This is a genomic window from Chryseobacterium sp. CS2K3 (assembly GCF_059515185.1).
Map to the genome: position 1 here is coordinate 128,554 of NZ_JCAKRW010000004.1, position 15,840 is coordinate 144,393.

Sequence of the window (15,840 nt, forward strand, 5' to 3'; positions counted from 1 at the left end):
AAGCAGGGAAATTTCCCCGCTTTTGTTTATTTCTTCCCAGTCAGCCACTGAGTCTGAAGCTTCAGTTCGGCTGGTGTTGGGTTGGCTTTAAATTGAGGCGTTTCCATGGTCATTTTATCAAGGATAGCTTTTCCTTTAAGTTCCATTTTTTCTTTTTTACCACCATTATCTCTTAAAATAGTTACGGTGACAGTCTGTCCGTCTTTAATGGTTTTAGTATATCCAATAAAATCCTGAACTTTTTGGATATCAACAGTTTTTCCATCTAAAGCAAGAACCTGATCAGTTATTTTAAATCCTATGCTCTTAGCGAATGGAGATAAAGCAGAGTTTTCGTCAAATGCAAAAGCTTTGGTTTTATCATCATATCCTGTTTGGTTCGGATCTTTAATAAACCAGAAAAGAGGTGCACTTTCCTGCTTATGTACTTCTACCCCTACCATATTAAGATATTCTGCATAAGGGGTAGGCTGGTTTCCTGCAATATATTTATTATAAAACTCTTTTACCTGAGGATATCCTGTAACAGCTACCAGTTCGTCAATAAGTTTATCATCCTTGAACGGTTTATTTTCCCCGAATCTCTGAGAAAGTTTTCTGATCATATCACGATATCCCATTTCTCCATTGGAAATTTTTCTCAGTTCAATATCCATGCACATTGCTAAAAGAGCACCTTTTTCGTACACATTTCTGTACTGATCTTTATATTGATCCTGTAATACGTTTTTACTCATCACCGTAAACGGCATTGTATCATCGTAATTCTTAGAGTTGGCAATCTTTTCTCCCATTCTGTGAAGGAATTCATCTTTGGTGATCAAGCCTTCCTGAATCTGGAATAAATTGGCAAAATATTCAGTTCCTCCTTCATACATCCATAAATGCTGAGACATTTTAGGATTTGCATAATCAAAGTAATGAATTTCTTCAGAGTGCGTTTTCAAAGGATTTACCGTATGGAAAAATTCGTGAGAAACTACATCGGTAATGGTTTCGTCAATAGCATCCTTAGGCATTGCTTCAGGAAGTACTACACTTGTAGATTCATGATGTTCCAGCGCTCCGAAACCTTTAATTTTAGGACCGTCCCCTCCAGATAAATAAAGCATGATTGCATACTTTTTATTGGTGTTCATGTCACCAAGGAATTTCTTTTGAGCATTCACCATCTTTTCAAGATTTGCCTTGAAGTCTGCCGCTTTGTATTTTCCGGTAGGAGAATAAACACCTAATACAAGCTCCATTCCTCCTGCATTGAAGGTAATATAATCAGGTTTGGTATACATCAGCGGAGAATCTGTCACTTTAGCATAATTGGCTAATGTAAATGTGTCTGTAGATTCAGATTTGTCCTGATCTACCAATGCTGTTGTACCGTAGAAATCCGTTGGTTTTTGAATTAACAACTGATAAGGAACGTCCTGCATATTCTCAATGTATCCTACGAAACCATGCGTATTGATCATATATACTTTTCCTTCTTCAATATCTGTTCCTGAAGGAGAAAATACCGCTTTATGCTTTGAAGTATCCATTTCTTCATCAAAACTGTCATTCACAAGATAAGAGATCTTGCTGAGGTTTTGAGCATTTTTCAATGAATAGCTATTGTCATTCACTTTAGTAAAGGCAAGCTCTTTACCTTTGTTATCATAAAATTTAATTCCTTCAATAAACCTTCCGTAATCATCTACAGAATAAGTTCCGGGAACTGTTTTTGGAAAATGAAACTTAATATCTCCCGATTTCATTTTCGGGAATTCCATCGTAACGGCTACTTTATCATCTTTTACATTAACGAGGTCTATAGTGGTTTTGATAGACTGTGCATTCGCTAAAAAAGCGGCAAACAAGCCTAAGCTAAGTGCTGTTTTTCTCATTAGGTTTAAATTTATAGTTAAGTAGTTGCTGTTTTTCTCTTTTTGTTACGCAACAGAGTATTAAACTTTTCTTAAAATTTTTAATAAAAAGAAAGGCAAATCTGCTGATCTGCACATTTGCCTTTTTACTTATTGAACATTCAAATAATTAATATAATAATTTCTGTTGAAATCAACCGGAGTATTTTTCTTCAGTTTTACAGTTTGCCATTCTTCCGTAGGGTTTATGGTCTGATCTCCATTGATAATAATTGGAAGTTTCAGGTTTTTTACACTATTTGTATATCTGAATTTCAAAGTATCTCCGTTTTGAGAATATTCAAGTGTAGGAATTTTAATGGTTCTTAGATACTGATCGAAAACAGTAGAGAAATCAATTCCTGCTTTTGAGGATATATAATCTTCAATTTGTTTTGTAGTAACGGTTTGATGATAAAAATCTTTACCCAATCCTCTTAAGATCTGTCGGAATTTTTCATCATTATTGATCACCTGTCTGATGGTATGAAGCATATTAGCTCCTTTCGGATACATATCGCCGCTCCCTTCATTTCTTACTCCATATTTACCAATAATAGGAATGTCATTCTCTATTTTTCCTCTGAGACCAATCATGTAAATGTCGGCAGACTTTTTATCGAGATATTTTTCAGTAAAGAGAACTTCAGAATACATGGTAAAACTCTCATGAATCCACATATCTGCTTCGTCCTTTGCTGTAATATTATTGGCAAACCACTCATGACCGCTTTCATGAACAATGATATAATCCCACTTTAATCCTACACCGGTTCCTGAAAGATCTTTTCCAAGGTAACCATTCTGATAGCCGTTTCCGTAAGCAACATTACTTTGGTGTTCCATCCCTAAATAAGGAGAATCTACCAATTTATAAGAATCTTCATAGAAAGGATAAGGACCAAACCAGTATTCTAAAGCGGAAAGCATGGGTTTTACCTGCTGAAACTGTTTTTTAGCCTTTTCAAGGTTATAATCCAGCACCCAGTAATCAAGATCCAGTTTTCCTTTTTCACCGTCAAAAGTATCTTTAAAATTCACATATTTTCCGATATTAGGAATAATAGAGTAGTCATTGATAGGGTTTTTCACTTCCCAGGTATAGGTTGTTTTATTACCGTTTGTTTTTTTATCTATTAATCTGCCGTTTCCAACACCTACAAGATCATTTGGGGTGATGATTTTCATGATGATTCCGTTATCGGGCTCATCGCTCCAGATATCTTTGGTAGGAAGCCAGACAGAAGAACCTATACCTTGTACGGCAGGGCTCATCCATGGATTTCCGTTTTCATCTTTTGTAAAGACCCATCCGCCATCCCAAGGGGCATTTTTAGCAATCAGAGGATTTCCGGAATACTCTACATCAATGGTGTATTTTTCTCCTTTTTTGAATTTTTTATTGGCTGTCACAAAGATAAAATCTCCATCCTGCTTATAGCTGCTGATTGGAAAGTTTGCAACCACTTTTCCTGCTTTCATCGGCTGTTGAAGATCAATCTGAAATACAGGATTGGTAACATTTTTTATAATTTCAAAGCTGATCTTATTTGTTCCCTTAATACTTTTCTGTTCAAAATCAGGTTCTACGGAAAAATCATATTTTTTGACATCCCAGAAATCTCTGAAAGTAGTGTTGGAGCCTTTTAACGTATCTTGTTTGGTGTAAACCTTATCTTTTTCAAAGAGTTGTCCAAAAGCAATTCCGGAAGCTAATAGAAGGGTGTATGACAGCTTTTTCATGTAAAATTAAATTAATAATCTTTTCAAAAGTATAAAATTAAATTAAGAGAGAAATAAAGATCTCTCGAAAATACTAAGGAATTGCCTTTTTGTAAATGGTATTACGTTTCTATGTTTTAAAATAAAAAAGCCTGGCATAACCAGACTTTTCATAATATTTTCAATTTAATTATTGCTGTACGGAAGGAAGATTTTCACTCCTCTTCTGAACCTTTTTATACGTTAAGGTACACATCATAATACTGAATTCATATAAGATAAGTAATGGGAAAGCCGCCATCAGCATACTTAAAACATCAGCCGGGGTAATGATTGCAGCAACTACCATAATCAGAACAATTGCATGACGACGGTAGGTCTTCATAAATGCAGGAGTAAGAATCCCGATGGTTGTAAGGAAATAAATCAGGATTGGAAAAAGGAAAATAACTCCCATACCCAAAACTACCTGTAAAAATAAAGTTGTATAATCACTCAGGTCATAAAGTGGAACAATAATATCCGAAATTTTAAAGATAACTCCAAAGTTTACTGCAAATGGAAGAATTAAAAAGTATCCACACAAAACTCCTGTCATGAAAAGCATCCATACCGCATTGATAATGTAGATAGAATTCTTTTTCTCTCTAGGATGTAATGCAGGACCAATAAAACGCCATAATTCCCATACAATATAAGGAAATGCAGCCACCATTCCTCCAAAAACAGAAACAGCCATCATTACATTAAACTGCTGATACAACCTTTGTACACGTACAGGGAAATCTTTGGGAAGATGAATACTGTCTTCACCTAAAATCATCCTTGAAAAATGATTAACAATTTTGAATGTAGGAAAATCATTTCTTGTAGGTCCGAAAAAGATATGATCCATAATCCAATTGATATTGAAGCCAACCACAAAAGCGGCAACTACAATAGCAATAATTGAACGAACCAAATGCCCTCTTAATTCTCCAATATGCCCAAGAAAGGACATGTCTTTGTTATTGTCCATATAAATAATAGAATCTATTAAAATGTTATCTCCGGAAAGAGAAACAGTTTAAGTCTGCGAAATTATGAAATAATAATCAGTATTTAGAATTTATTGACTATGATTTTGTTCAACTTTGTGTTGCCGATAGCTGATGCATCCTTAAAAGCTTTTTAAAAGAAAAGCTGGCAACCTAAAAAATATTTAGGCTGCCAGCTGTGTATGATGTATTATGAATGTATTACTTATCCAGAATCTCCAATACTTTTTCTGCTACAGCACCTCCTGATTGAGGGTTTTGTCCTGTTACAAGATTTCCGTCAGAAACAGCAAAAGGTACAAAGTCCTGATCTGCTTTTACATAATGAGCCCCTTTACTTTTTAATACATCTTCCGTAAGATAAGGCATATGATCAGCCAGCTCAGCAGCAATTTCTTCTGAATTTGAAAAGCCTGTAACCGTTTTTCCTTTAATAAGAAGTTCTCCATTGGAAAGATTTATATTGAAAAGTCCTACCGCTCCATGGCAGACAGATGATACGATTCCTCCGCTTTCATAGATGTTGCGGGTAATTTCCTGTAATTTTATATTATCAGGGAAATCCCAAACTACCCCATGTCCGCCTGCATAATAAATGACACTATAATCATGAGGATTAATATCTTCCGGTTTTAAAGTATTTCCCAGCTTATTTCGGAATGTTTCATCAGCGTAATATTTCCAGTCCACAGGCTGTACAAACATCTGTAAAGAAATCGGATCAAGAGGAGTATAGCCGCCTTTTGGACTTACAAAATCAATTTCATAGCCTTTCTGCTCCAGTTTTTCATAAAAATGAACCGCTTCTCCCAGCCAAAGACCAGTGGCTCTTTCCATATCAGGATATTTTTCTACACTTGTTACTACAATTAATGCTTTCTTTTTCATTGTGATTATTGTTTAAAATTATAGTACAAAGGTTGGGTTTTTGTTACAATTATTATAAGGACATACCGCAAAAAAAAGATGTGACCCAGGTCACATCTTAATTATATAATCGGCTTAATGTTTCTCTTGAAACACCCAGGTAACTTGCAATAAGCTGTTTGGGAATATGGTCAATAAAGCCCGGATATTGTTTTATAAAATCTTCATAACGTTCCTTCGCAGATTTACTCATGAGTGAAAGAATCCTTTGTTGCAGAGCTACATATCCAAAATTAGACTTTACCCGGAAAAAATGTTCCATCACCGGAACTTGTGAACAAAGTGTATTTAAATCATTATAAGATATAGCGTACACCTCAGAATCTTCAATACAATCAACAGCTAATGATGAGGTTTCCTGCTTGAAAAAGCCTGCAAAATCGGAGATCCACCAATGAGAAGCCGCAAACTGAAGAATATGTTCTTTTCCGGCATTATCAATAATACTGCTTTTAAGAATGCCTTTTTCTATCAGGAAAATTTCATGTACAGGCTGATGTTCCTGCACCAGAAACTGTTTTTTTCTGAATCTTTTCTTAGTAAAAAAACGCTGAATAATTTCAAAATCTTCATCCGTAAGGCTGATAATCTCCTGAATATGTGCTTTTAGAAAATGGCTCATATTAAGCGTGTTAGTTTATTCCCTCATCAAGTAATTTATGCAGATCAATGATCCCGAAATATTTCCCGTTTTCAGTCACTACAAGTTGTCCGATATTGTTTTCTTTTAAAATTTTCATGGCTTCTTTGGCAAGAGATTCCTTTTCAATCGTTCTTGGATGAGCAGACATGATATCTCTGGCAAGCACTTTACTGATGTCTTCACCTTTCATCAGCATTCTTCTCAGATCGCCGTCTGTAATGACACCAATGATCTGATCATTATTGGTAACCACAGTAATTCCGTGACTGGATGCGCTGATAGAAATAATCACATCTCTAATAGTAGCATCTTCAGAAACCTGAGGTTTTTGAGAAGAAAGAAACTGCTCAACTCTGGAAGTAAGGTTTTTTCCCAAGCTTCCTCCAGGATGGAATTTTGCAAAATCATTAGCCTTGAAGTCATTCAGCTCCATTAAAGCAACGGCAAGTGCATCACCCAATGCCATTTGAATGGTTGTAGAACTTGTAGGAGCCAGTTTATTGGGACAAGCTTCCACATCTACATGAGTATCCAGAATAATTTCTGAAAATTCAGCAAGTTTACTGCTCTTATTTCCGGTCATTCCGATCAAAGCAGAAGAATAATCCTTTAAATAAGGAACAAGATTTGCAATTTCAGGAGAATTTCCGGAATTGGAGATACAAAGTACTACGTCCTGTTTTTGGATCACTCCCAAATCTCCATGAATGGCTTCCGAAGCATGTAAAAATTGAGACGGAGTTCCCGTAGAGTTTAATGTAGCAACTATTTTATTACCTACATGGGCAGATTTTCCTATTCCTACCACAATGAGTTTCCCTTTTGCTGAGTGAATGATCTCTACAGCCTGAGCAAACTGGTCATCAATTCTGTTTTTTAATTTTTCTAATTCTGAAATTTCAATTTCTAAAGTGCTTTTAGCAATTGATATTATGTTGGTTCTATCCATTTTATGAAAATAAGGTATACAAAAAAGTTTCTAAAAAACGTTATATTTTAAAAACAATATTTAATATAAGTTTTATTTTTTATAAATTCGTTCGCTTTTATTTTAAGCAGAATTTTTATAACTTTGGGTTAGATGCAAATTTAGCAATAGAAAATTAGATGAGCGCAAAAAAAGCCAATTTATCAGGCGAATTGAAAAAGTATTTTGGGTTTTCTACATTTAAGGGACAGCAGGAACAAATCATAGAAAACCTATTGAATGGGAAGGATATATTTGTGTTGATGCCTACAGGTGGTGGTAAATCATTATGTTATCAGCTTCCGGCACTTATTTCCGAAGGTACGGCAATAGTTGTTTCACCTTTAATAGCGTTAATGAAGAATCAGGTAGATGCCGTGAACGGGCTGTCTTCTGAGGATGGGGTAGCGCATGTATTAAATTCATCATTAAACAAGACACAGACAAAACAGGTTTTTGACGATATAAAAAGCGGCAAGACCAAACTTTTGTATGTAGCTCCTGAATCATTGATTAAAGATGATTATCTGGACTTTTTGAAAGAAGTTAAGATCTCTTTCTTTGCGATTGATGAAGCACACTGTATTTCAGAGTGGGGACATGATTTCAGACCGGAATACAGGAACCTTAAACAGATTATTGATAAGATCGCCAATGTACCGGTGATCGCTCTTACGGCTACAGCTACGCCGAAGGTGCAGGATGATATTCAGAAAACACTGGGAATGACCAATGCTTTGGTCTTTAAGGAAAGTTTCAACCGTCCCAATCTATATTATGAGGTAACCCCTAAAATTAATATAGATAAGGAGATTGTTAAATTTATCAATCAGCATAAAGGAAAATCCGGAATTGTATATTGCCTGAGCAGAAGAAAAGTGGAGGAATTTGCTCAACTTCTGCAGGTCAACGGTATCAATGCCCTTCCTTATCATGCCGGGCTTGATCAGAAAATAAGAGTAGCGAATCAGGATAAATTCCTGATGGAAGAGGTGGATGTCATTGTAGCAACCATTGCATTCGGAATGGGAATCGATAAACCGGATGTGCGTTTCGTGATTCACTATGATTTCCCAAAATCCCTGGAAAGCTATTATCAGGAAACAGGAAGAGCAGGAAGAGATGGTGGTGAAGGTCATTGTCTTGCATTCTATGATCCTAAAGACATTGAAAAACTGGAAAAGTTTCTTGCCCAAAAACCTGTGTCTGAGAGAGAAATCGGATTACAGCTTTTAAATGAAGTCGTTGGCTATGCTGAAACTTCAATGAGCAGAAGACAATATATTCTTTATTATTTTGGAGAAAACTTTGATCCAGTAAATGGAGACGGAGCCAAAATGTGTGATAACTCATCCAATCCTCCTAAATTAAAAGATGCAACAGCTGATTTAACAAAAGTACTTGAGCTGATCAGTAATACAGGAGAAAAATTTAAAGCAAAAGATCTTATTTCTGTTATCGTAGGAAAAGAAACTGCGGTTACCAAATCTTATAAGCTGGAACAGAATCCTTATTTCAGTTTTGGAAAAGAAGAAAAAGACAACTATTGGAAGACGATCCTGAGACAGGCAACAGTTCAGAATTTCTTACAGAAAGATATTGAAACCTATGGTGTCTTGAAAATTTCAGAAAAAGGAAGACTGGTATTAGGCGGTAAATCCAAAGATATTTTCCTGATTGCTGAGGACAGAGAATTTGATCTTACACAAGCTAAAGCAGATAGTGATCAGTTACAACAGCAAGCCGGTGGAGGTTTAGATCAAAAACTTTTTAATCTCTTAAAAGAGCTAAGAAAAAAAGTAGCCAAAAAACACGGAATTCCACCTTATACAGTATTTATGGATCCGAGTTTAGAGGATATGACGGTTCAATATCCTATTACTGTAGATGAAATCAACAAAATTTATGGTGTAGGAGAAGGAAAAGCCAAAAAATACGGTAAAGAATTCGCAGATTACATTAAAACTTACGTTGAGGATAACAATATAGAACGTACCCAGGATATGGTCCTGAAGCAGGTGGCGAATAAATCCAGCCACAAAGTTTTCATTATCCAAAGCACTGATAAAAAGATTGATCTTGAAGATATAGCAAGAGCTAAAAATCTTTCTATGGATGAACTTCTGAAAGAAATGGAAAGAATCGTTTACCAGGGAACCAAGTTAAATATTGATTATTATATTGAAGATAACTTTGATGAAGATATTGTAGACGGTTTCATGGAGTTCATGAACGAATCTGAAAGTGACAGTATGAAGATTCTGCTGGATGAATTCGGAGATGAATTGTCTGACGAGGAGGTAAGAATGCTGAGAATTAAATTCATCAGCGATGTTGCGAACTAATTAGAAGTATTAAATAATAAATAAAAGGAAGTTTTTCTACGGAAAGACTTCCTTTTTTATGTTATGGAATAGTTGGAAAATGCAAAAGCACAAAGAATTATAATGCAATCTGTTTAAGACAAAAAAACAAAGATTAATATGATCCTAACATTGAAATTTACCCAAATAAAATTATTCGTGCATTCGTGGCAATTAATCTATGCAATAAGCAAAATCTGCGTAAGTATCTATCCACATTCAATTTTATCGAAGATAAAACCCTGGCACCTTATAGCAGAAGCTATTTCAAAAAAACTTTGTGTCTTTTCGATTTCCAACAGATAAATTAGTCATGAAAAATCTTCAGCATTCCAATATTTGAAACATAATGAAACTTTTTAGTAACTTTAACTGATGAAAAAAATATCTGTCATATTTATTCTGCCGGACTTAGAAACCGGGGGTGCAGAAAGAATAGTTACCACCATTGCAAATCATCTTTCCAGGGATCGTTTTGAGCCTAAGATTTTGCTGTTGCGTAAACAAGGCGGATACCTTAATTTTCTGAAAAAAGATGTAGAGATTATAGACATCAATACTGAAAGAATCAGACATTCATTAAAGCCTATTTTAAGAGAAATCTACAGAAGAAGACCCGATATTGTATTTTCAGGCTTTGGAGAAGTGAACGCCTATTTGTCATTATTTATTAAACTTTTCCCAAGGACAAAATTTATTGCCAGAGAAACAAATGTTGTCAGCGAACATGTTACCCGAAAGGAAATCCGGTTTTTCTATAATTTTTACAATAACTATCAGAAAATCATTGCGCAGAGTGATGATATGATGAAAGATCTTGTAAGCAATTTTAATATCAAAAAGAAAAAAATCACCAAGATCAATAATCCTGTTGACTTTGATTTTATAGATGAAAAGCTGAAAATCTCTGTAAAGCCTGAAGGGTTTAAGTATAATTACAAAAACGTAGTAGCAATCGGAAATCTTTCTGCCAGAAAAGGTTTTGATAATCTATTAAAGGTTTTTTCAAGGCTTAAAAATGAAAATATTATGCTTCATATTTTAGGAGATGGAAAAGACAAGGAAGTTTTGCTTCAGATGAAAGAATTTTTGGGATTAAAAAATGTTATCTTTCATGGAAGGCAGGAAAATCCTTATCAGTTTTTAAAATATGCTGATCTGTTTATTCTTTCTTCACGATATGAAGGCTTTCCCAATGTTTTACTGGAGGCAGGAGCGTGTGGCACCTATTCTTTAGCCAATAATTGCCCTGGTGGAATTAATGAGATAATTCAGAATAATATAAATGGTGAAATTGGGAATATAGAAAATTATGAGGATTTTGCGCAGAAAATAATTTCCGTGATGCAGCAGAATTATAATCGTGATGCCATAAAAAATTCCATTAAATCAAGATTCTCAAAGAATATTATATTAGACAAATACGAGAAAGTTTTACTGGATTTAATGAAGTAGGATGATCATATTTGCCTTATGGGATTTTATTTTCTTAGATTTGGACCGTTAAAATAAAGATCAATGAATAAAATTCCCCAAATAGGATGTGCTTGTGAAAAACCAGATTTTAATTATACTGAATTTAGAAGTTCGGAACTGGGAATAGACCATACAAAAGGAAGATATGGAGAAGTAAGTATTCAACAATGCAAATTATGTCAGAGAATATGGGTTCATTATTTTGTGGAATATGAACATTATTCTAAGTCTGGAAGATGGTACAAAGGAATCGTTTCGAAAAAAGATCGTCCAAATATAACTCCGGAAAATGCAATAGAATATCTTGAAAGTATTGAGTGGTATGTGTATGGAGGTTCGTTTTTTGAAAGCACCGGGACTATCGGTAACGGCAGTCTTCGGTTAGATTGATAACCGCATTAAGATATTTAAAATTTTTTGATCTCAAAATTGATAAAACTCACTTTGGTGCTTGGTAATTTATATGTAAATTTGTGAGACTTAAGATAGATAATAATAAACAAATTCATAAAATAACATGAGTCAATTCGATGTTACCGTAATAGGTTCTGGTCCTGGTGGTTATGTGGCTGCTATTCGTGCAGCACAGTTAGGTTTCAAAACAGCAATTATTGAAAAATATTCAACTTTAGGCGGAACTTGTCTTAACGTTGGATGTATTCCGTCAAAAGCGCTTCTTGACAGCTCTGAGCATTTCGAAAATGCAAAGCATAATTTTGCAGGTCACGGAATCATCATCAATGAGCCACAAGCGGATATCGCAAGAATGATCGAGCGTAAAAATGAAGTGATCAAACAAAATACAGATGGTATCAGCTACCTGATGAACAAAAACCAAATTACGGTTTTTGAAGGAGTGGGAAGCTTTGAATCTGCTACCCAGATAAAAATCACTAAAAACGACGGTTCTTCTGAAACGATTGAATCTAAATATACTATCATCGCAACAGGTTCTAAGCCATCTACTTTACCTTTTATCTCTCTGGATAAAGAAAGAGTAATTACTTCTACTGAAGCTTTAAATCTTAAAGAAATTCCTAAGCACTTAGTAGTAATAGGAGGTGGAGTAATCGGTCTTGAATTAGGCTCTGTATACCTAAGATTAGGAGCTCAGGTAACTGTTGTTGAGTTCATGGATAAAATTATCCCTGGAATGGACGGAGCTTTAAGTAAGGAATTAACTAAAGTTCTTAAGAAGCAAGGAATGAAGTTTATGCTTTCTACAGCAGTTTCAGCAGTGGAAAGAAATGGAGATACTGTAAAAATTACAGCTAAAGATAAAAAAGGAGAAGAAGTAGTAGTAGAAGGAGATTACTGTTTAGTTTCTGTAGGTAGAAAACCTTATACAGACGGTCTTGGTCTTGAAAAAGCAGGAGTAGAGCTTGATGAAAGAGGAAGAGTGAAAGTAAATGATCACCTTCAGACTAACGTTGCGAACATCTATGCAATCGGTGACGTTATCAAAGGTGCAATGCTTGCTCACAAAGCTGAAGAAGAAGGAGTTTTTGTTGCTGAAACATTAGCTGGACAAAAACCTCACATCAATTATAACTTAATTCCTGGAGTAGTTTATACTTGGCCTGAAGTAGCTGGAGTTGGTAAAACTGAAGAACAGTTAAAAGAAGAAGGTGTAGCTTATAAAGTAGGATCTTTCCCAATGAGAGCACTAGGTAGAAGCCGTGCAAGTGGTGATGTCGATGGTCTTGTGAAAATTATTGCTGACGAAAAAACTGACGAAGTTTTAGGAATGCACATCGTAGGAGCAAGAGCTGCCGACCTTATTGCAGAAGGTGTAATTGCAATGGAATTCCGTGCAAGTGCTGAAGATATTGCAAGAAGTTCTCACGCTCACCCAACATATGCAGAAGCAATCAAAGAAGCTGCATTGGATGCTACAGCGAAGAGACCTATTCATATGTAATAGCTGATTAAGAAATTAATTACTGAAATAGAAAAGAGACTGCCCCATATATGAGGCAGTCTCTTTTGTCTTTATAAGGTGTAGTAACCAATTTAATTCGTGCATTGGTGGCAAAAAAATATGTGCCACGAATGCACGAATAATATATAATAGTTCTATTTACTTATATGTCTATAAAAGAAAATTCAGGCATTAGTAGCAATAAATAAAATGTTCTGTAATCACTACACTAATATTTACAAATCAAATTTTTATAAAACCATTTTTTGGCATAAAAATGGACTCAATTCTGAAAAAATAAGTATGAAGAAAATATTTATAGGTTTGATGCTTTTATCGGGTATCAGCTCATTCGCACAGGAAGCAGGAAAAGCAGGAGAGTTGCTGAGAAATGAAGCTTCTACTTCGGAAATGCAGTCCCAAGGTTCTCCGGGGTTTAGAAATAAAACTTTTGACCGAAACTCAGGAAATCAAAATAACAGAATGAAAAATCCAAGCTATCAATGGAATAGGAACTATGGGTATGCTGAAGTCTTTTTACGAATTCCTGAGCAGGGTTTCTTTACCGTTGAAGTGGGAGATCAGATGATTGCTAATGGTGCTGGAAAATATCGTTTCTTTGATCTTCAATCCGGAAGAATGCCTATTTCAATTTATGAAAATGGATTTTTAATTTACAGAAGCTCGTTGATGCTTCGTAATAATAGCAGGATGGTATTGGACTTTTTTACTAATGAAGGTTTATATCTTTTAGATTCCTATCCTGTGCAGGGACAATATGGTTTTAATGACTGGAATGATATATGGAATAACCCTTACGGAAATCATTCCGGTAATTGGGGAAATCAGGGAAATGTGATGGATAATAATACGTTTCGTCGCTTTTTCGATATGATGAAGAAGAATGAAAGTTTTGATGATGGTAAGATCGCTTTAATTAATCAGCAGATGAGAAGTTCAATGTTTACTGCTGAACAGATTCGAGATTTGGTGAAATCATTGAGCTTTGATAAAAATAAATTATCACTGGCAAAATCCATGTATAGAAACTGTGCTGATAAAGAGAGGTATTTTGTGGTGTATGATGCTTTTGATTTTGAAAGCAGTAAGCGTGAACTGATGAATTATATTTCCAGATTATAATATAAGGAGAGAAGTGATAGGCTTCTCTTTTTTTGTGCTTAAAATTTAATGATATAATTGTTTAAAATTTGCAACGAATATACTCATGGATTTCTGCCCGGGTTAAATTTATGAGGTGAATTAGAGTAATAATATTACATCATCTTCAGATTATCATAAAAACTGTTTTTTTTAGGAGCGATATTAAACTGTATTCCAAAAGTGATTCCTTTAAAATATTTGTCCTTATGGATGGGAAATGCGTATCCTGTATTCAGAAAGAAAAGGTTAAATAATGATATTCCAATTCTGGGTTCTATGGTATATTGATTGACAGATGCACCATACAATTGTCCATTATTGATAAAATATACATTAGCTTCAGGGATAAATCTATTGGTTTCATTAATGCGTGTGTAAAGCATTGAAGGTCCTAGAATCATAGACCTGTTATTAGAATTTCCAAATTTAAATTCCAAGCCGGCTTGAAGAACATTTCTACCCATATAGCGATAAGAAATATTCAGGGCGGTCCTTTCTATTATTTGTGCATTTGAGATAAAAATGAATAAAAAGAAGAATAAGGTAAAATATTTTTTCATGATTTAAAGTATTTTTTGGATCAAATGTACTGGTTTTAAAAGCTGTATGAAAGATAAAATGATTCTTAGAAGTATTAAATAGGTTAAAATCTTCAAATTTCCGTACCTTTGTAAGCTAATTTTATCATCAATGCAACTCGGAAAAACTCAGGCACTACAAATAGCGGAAAAAATTAACTCAGGATGGATCTTAAAAGATGAAGAATCCAGTGAAAAAGCTTTTCTTCCTAAAATCTTCATTCGTGAAGAGCAGGAAGTAGGTGAGTACGTTGAGGTTTTCGTGTATCAGGATGATGATAAATTAAAGGCGACTACTGAAATCCCGTTGGCTGAAGTAGGTGAATTTGCTGTAATGAGCTGTGTACAGAGTCTTCCAAGCGGAGCATTTATGGATTGGGGGATCATTAAGGATTTATTTGTTCCATACAAACAACAGAAAACTAAGATCATCGAAGGAAAAAGATATCTTGTTCATCTGTATGTAGATGAAGATATGGAGCTGATTACAGGAACTACAAAATTCAAGAGAAATCCACAATACGACGAACTTCCTTTCCAAAAAGGAGATAAGGTAGACCTTATCATGATGAATGAAAGTGAATTGGGATGGAATGTGGTGATCAATAAAAAGTACATTGGTTTGATATATGCTTCTGATGTTTTCAAAAAGCTATATCCGTTGTCAGAAGAGAAAGGTTATATCAAGGCTATTCGTGAAGACGGAAAGATTGATGTTTCCCTGCAGCCGGATGGTTTTGAAAATATTGATGAATTCAAGCAGAAAATTCTGGATAAATTAGAAGAAAACTATGGAATTCTATATGTTTCAGATAAATCTTCTCCTGAAGAGATCAAAGATGAACTTCAGATGAGTAAGAAAAACTTCAAAAAAGCTATCGGAGGACTTTATAAAGATAAAATCATCGATATTTCAGACGACAAAATAAAATTATTATAAAAATAAAGAGCAGAATTTTTTCTGCTCTTTTTAGTTTACCTTACTTCTATTATTTCTTTATTTTTCTTATAAATAAAGAGTTTTCTATTATTCTTTCAGCTTAATCGATCTATACTTTATTTCAAAATATGATGTAAATCATAACAATTTTGTTTAATTTTTTTGTTTAACAATTTTGTCAAAAATAAAATTCGGGTTAAA

Annotated in this window: 13 protein-coding genes; 6 read left to right on the top strand and 7 right to left on the bottom strand. The window is 34.5% G+C overall.

Annotated features, from left to right (window positions below; all coding sequences use genetic code 11):
• Positions 1–26 precede the first annotated feature (26 nt).
• The 6 genes from AC5YGG_RS07995 to AC5YGG_RS08020 all read right to left on the bottom strand — a co-directional run bounded on the left by AC5YGG_RS07995 (position 27) and on the right by AC5YGG_RS08020 (position 7,179).
• A complete protein-coding gene (locus tag AC5YGG_RS07995) occupies positions 27–1,883 on the bottom strand; it encodes a M61 family metallopeptidase (RefSeq protein ID WP_496144000.1) in 1,857 nt (618 codons plus the stop codon).
• Positions 1,884–2,012: 129 nt separating this feature from the next.
• Positions 2,013–3,644 (bottom strand): M1 family metallopeptidase, encoded by a 1,632-nt coding sequence (locus AC5YGG_RS08000; protein WP_496144001.1) that lies wholly within the window; start codon positions 3,642–3,644, stop codon positions 2,013–2,015.
• Positions 3,645–3,813: 169 nt separating this feature from the next.
• On the bottom strand, positions 3,814–4,641 hold the full coding sequence (gene tatC / locus AC5YGG_RS08005) for a twin-arginine translocase subunit TatC (RefSeq protein WP_496144002.1): 828 nt from the start codon (positions 4,639–4,641) through the stop codon (positions 3,814–3,816).
• Positions 4,642–4,861: 220 nt separating this feature from the next.
• The gene (locus AC5YGG_RS08010) at positions 4,862–5,548 is read right to left on the bottom strand and encodes a type 1 glutamine amidotransferase domain-containing protein (RefSeq protein WP_496144003.1); all 687 of its coding nucleotides are present in this window, start codon (positions 5,546–5,548) and stop codon (positions 4,862–4,864) included.
• Positions 5,549–5,645: 97 nt separating this feature from the next.
• A complete protein-coding gene (locus AC5YGG_RS08015) occupies positions 5,646–6,209 on the bottom strand; it encodes a Crp/Fnr family transcriptional regulator (RefSeq protein ID WP_496144004.1) in 564 nt (187 codons plus the stop codon).
• Positions 6,210–6,219: 10 nt separating this feature from the next.
• The gene (locus AC5YGG_RS08020) at positions 6,220–7,179 is read right to left on the bottom strand and encodes a KpsF/GutQ family sugar-phosphate isomerase (RefSeq protein WP_496144005.1); all 960 of its coding nucleotides are present in this window, start codon (positions 7,177–7,179) and stop codon (positions 6,220–6,222) included.
• Positions 7,180–7,337: 158 nt separating this feature from the next.
• Here AC5YGG_RS08020 and recQ point away from each other — a divergent pair, with 158 nt between their 5' ends.
• The 5 genes from recQ (at position 7,338) to AC5YGG_RS08045 (ending at position 14,100) form a co-directional block, all read left to right on the top strand.
• Positions 7,338–9,542: a DNA helicase RecQ gene (recQ, locus tag AC5YGG_RS08025; protein WP_496144006.1), complete on the top strand. Its 2,205-nt coding sequence runs from the start codon at positions 7,338–7,340 to the stop codon at positions 9,540–9,542.
• A 393-nt stretch (positions 9,543–9,935) separates the two neighbouring features.
• Positions 9,936–11,015: a glycosyltransferase gene (locus tag AC5YGG_RS08030; RefSeq protein ID WP_496144007.1), complete on the top strand. Its 1,080-nt coding sequence runs from the start codon at positions 9,936–9,938 to the stop codon at positions 11,013–11,015.
• A 63-nt stretch (positions 11,016–11,078) separates the two neighbouring features.
• Positions 11,079–11,426: a hypothetical protein gene (locus AC5YGG_RS08035; RefSeq protein ID WP_496144008.1), complete on the top strand. Its 348-nt coding sequence runs from the start codon at positions 11,079–11,081 to the stop codon at positions 11,424–11,426.
• Between the two features lie 127 nt (positions 11,427–11,553).
• Positions 11,554–12,957: a dihydrolipoyl dehydrogenase gene (gene lpdA / locus AC5YGG_RS08040; protein ID WP_496144009.1), complete on the top strand. Its 1,404-nt coding sequence runs from the start codon at positions 11,554–11,556 to the stop codon at positions 12,955–12,957.
• A 303-nt stretch (positions 12,958–13,260) separates the two neighbouring features.
• Positions 13,261–14,100, top strand: coding sequence for a proline and serine-rich protein 1 family protein (locus AC5YGG_RS08045; protein WP_496144010.1), 840 nt, complete (start codon positions 13,261–13,263; stop codon positions 14,098–14,100).
• A 134-nt stretch (positions 14,101–14,234) separates the two neighbouring features.
• On the opposite strand, the gene AC5YGG_RS08050 is transcribed toward AC5YGG_RS08045, so the two are convergent.
• Entirely contained in the window at positions 14,235–14,681 is a 447-nt protein-coding gene (locus tag AC5YGG_RS08050; RefSeq protein ID WP_496144011.1) for a hypothetical protein, read from the bottom strand.
• A gap of 130 nt (positions 14,682–14,811) precedes the next feature.
• Between AC5YGG_RS08050 and AC5YGG_RS08055 the strand changes: the two genes are divergently transcribed.
• Positions 14,812–15,639, top strand: coding sequence for a CvfB family protein (locus AC5YGG_RS08055; RefSeq protein WP_496144012.1), 828 nt, complete (start codon positions 14,812–14,814; stop codon positions 15,637–15,639).
• Positions 15,640–15,840: the final 201 nt, after the last annotated feature.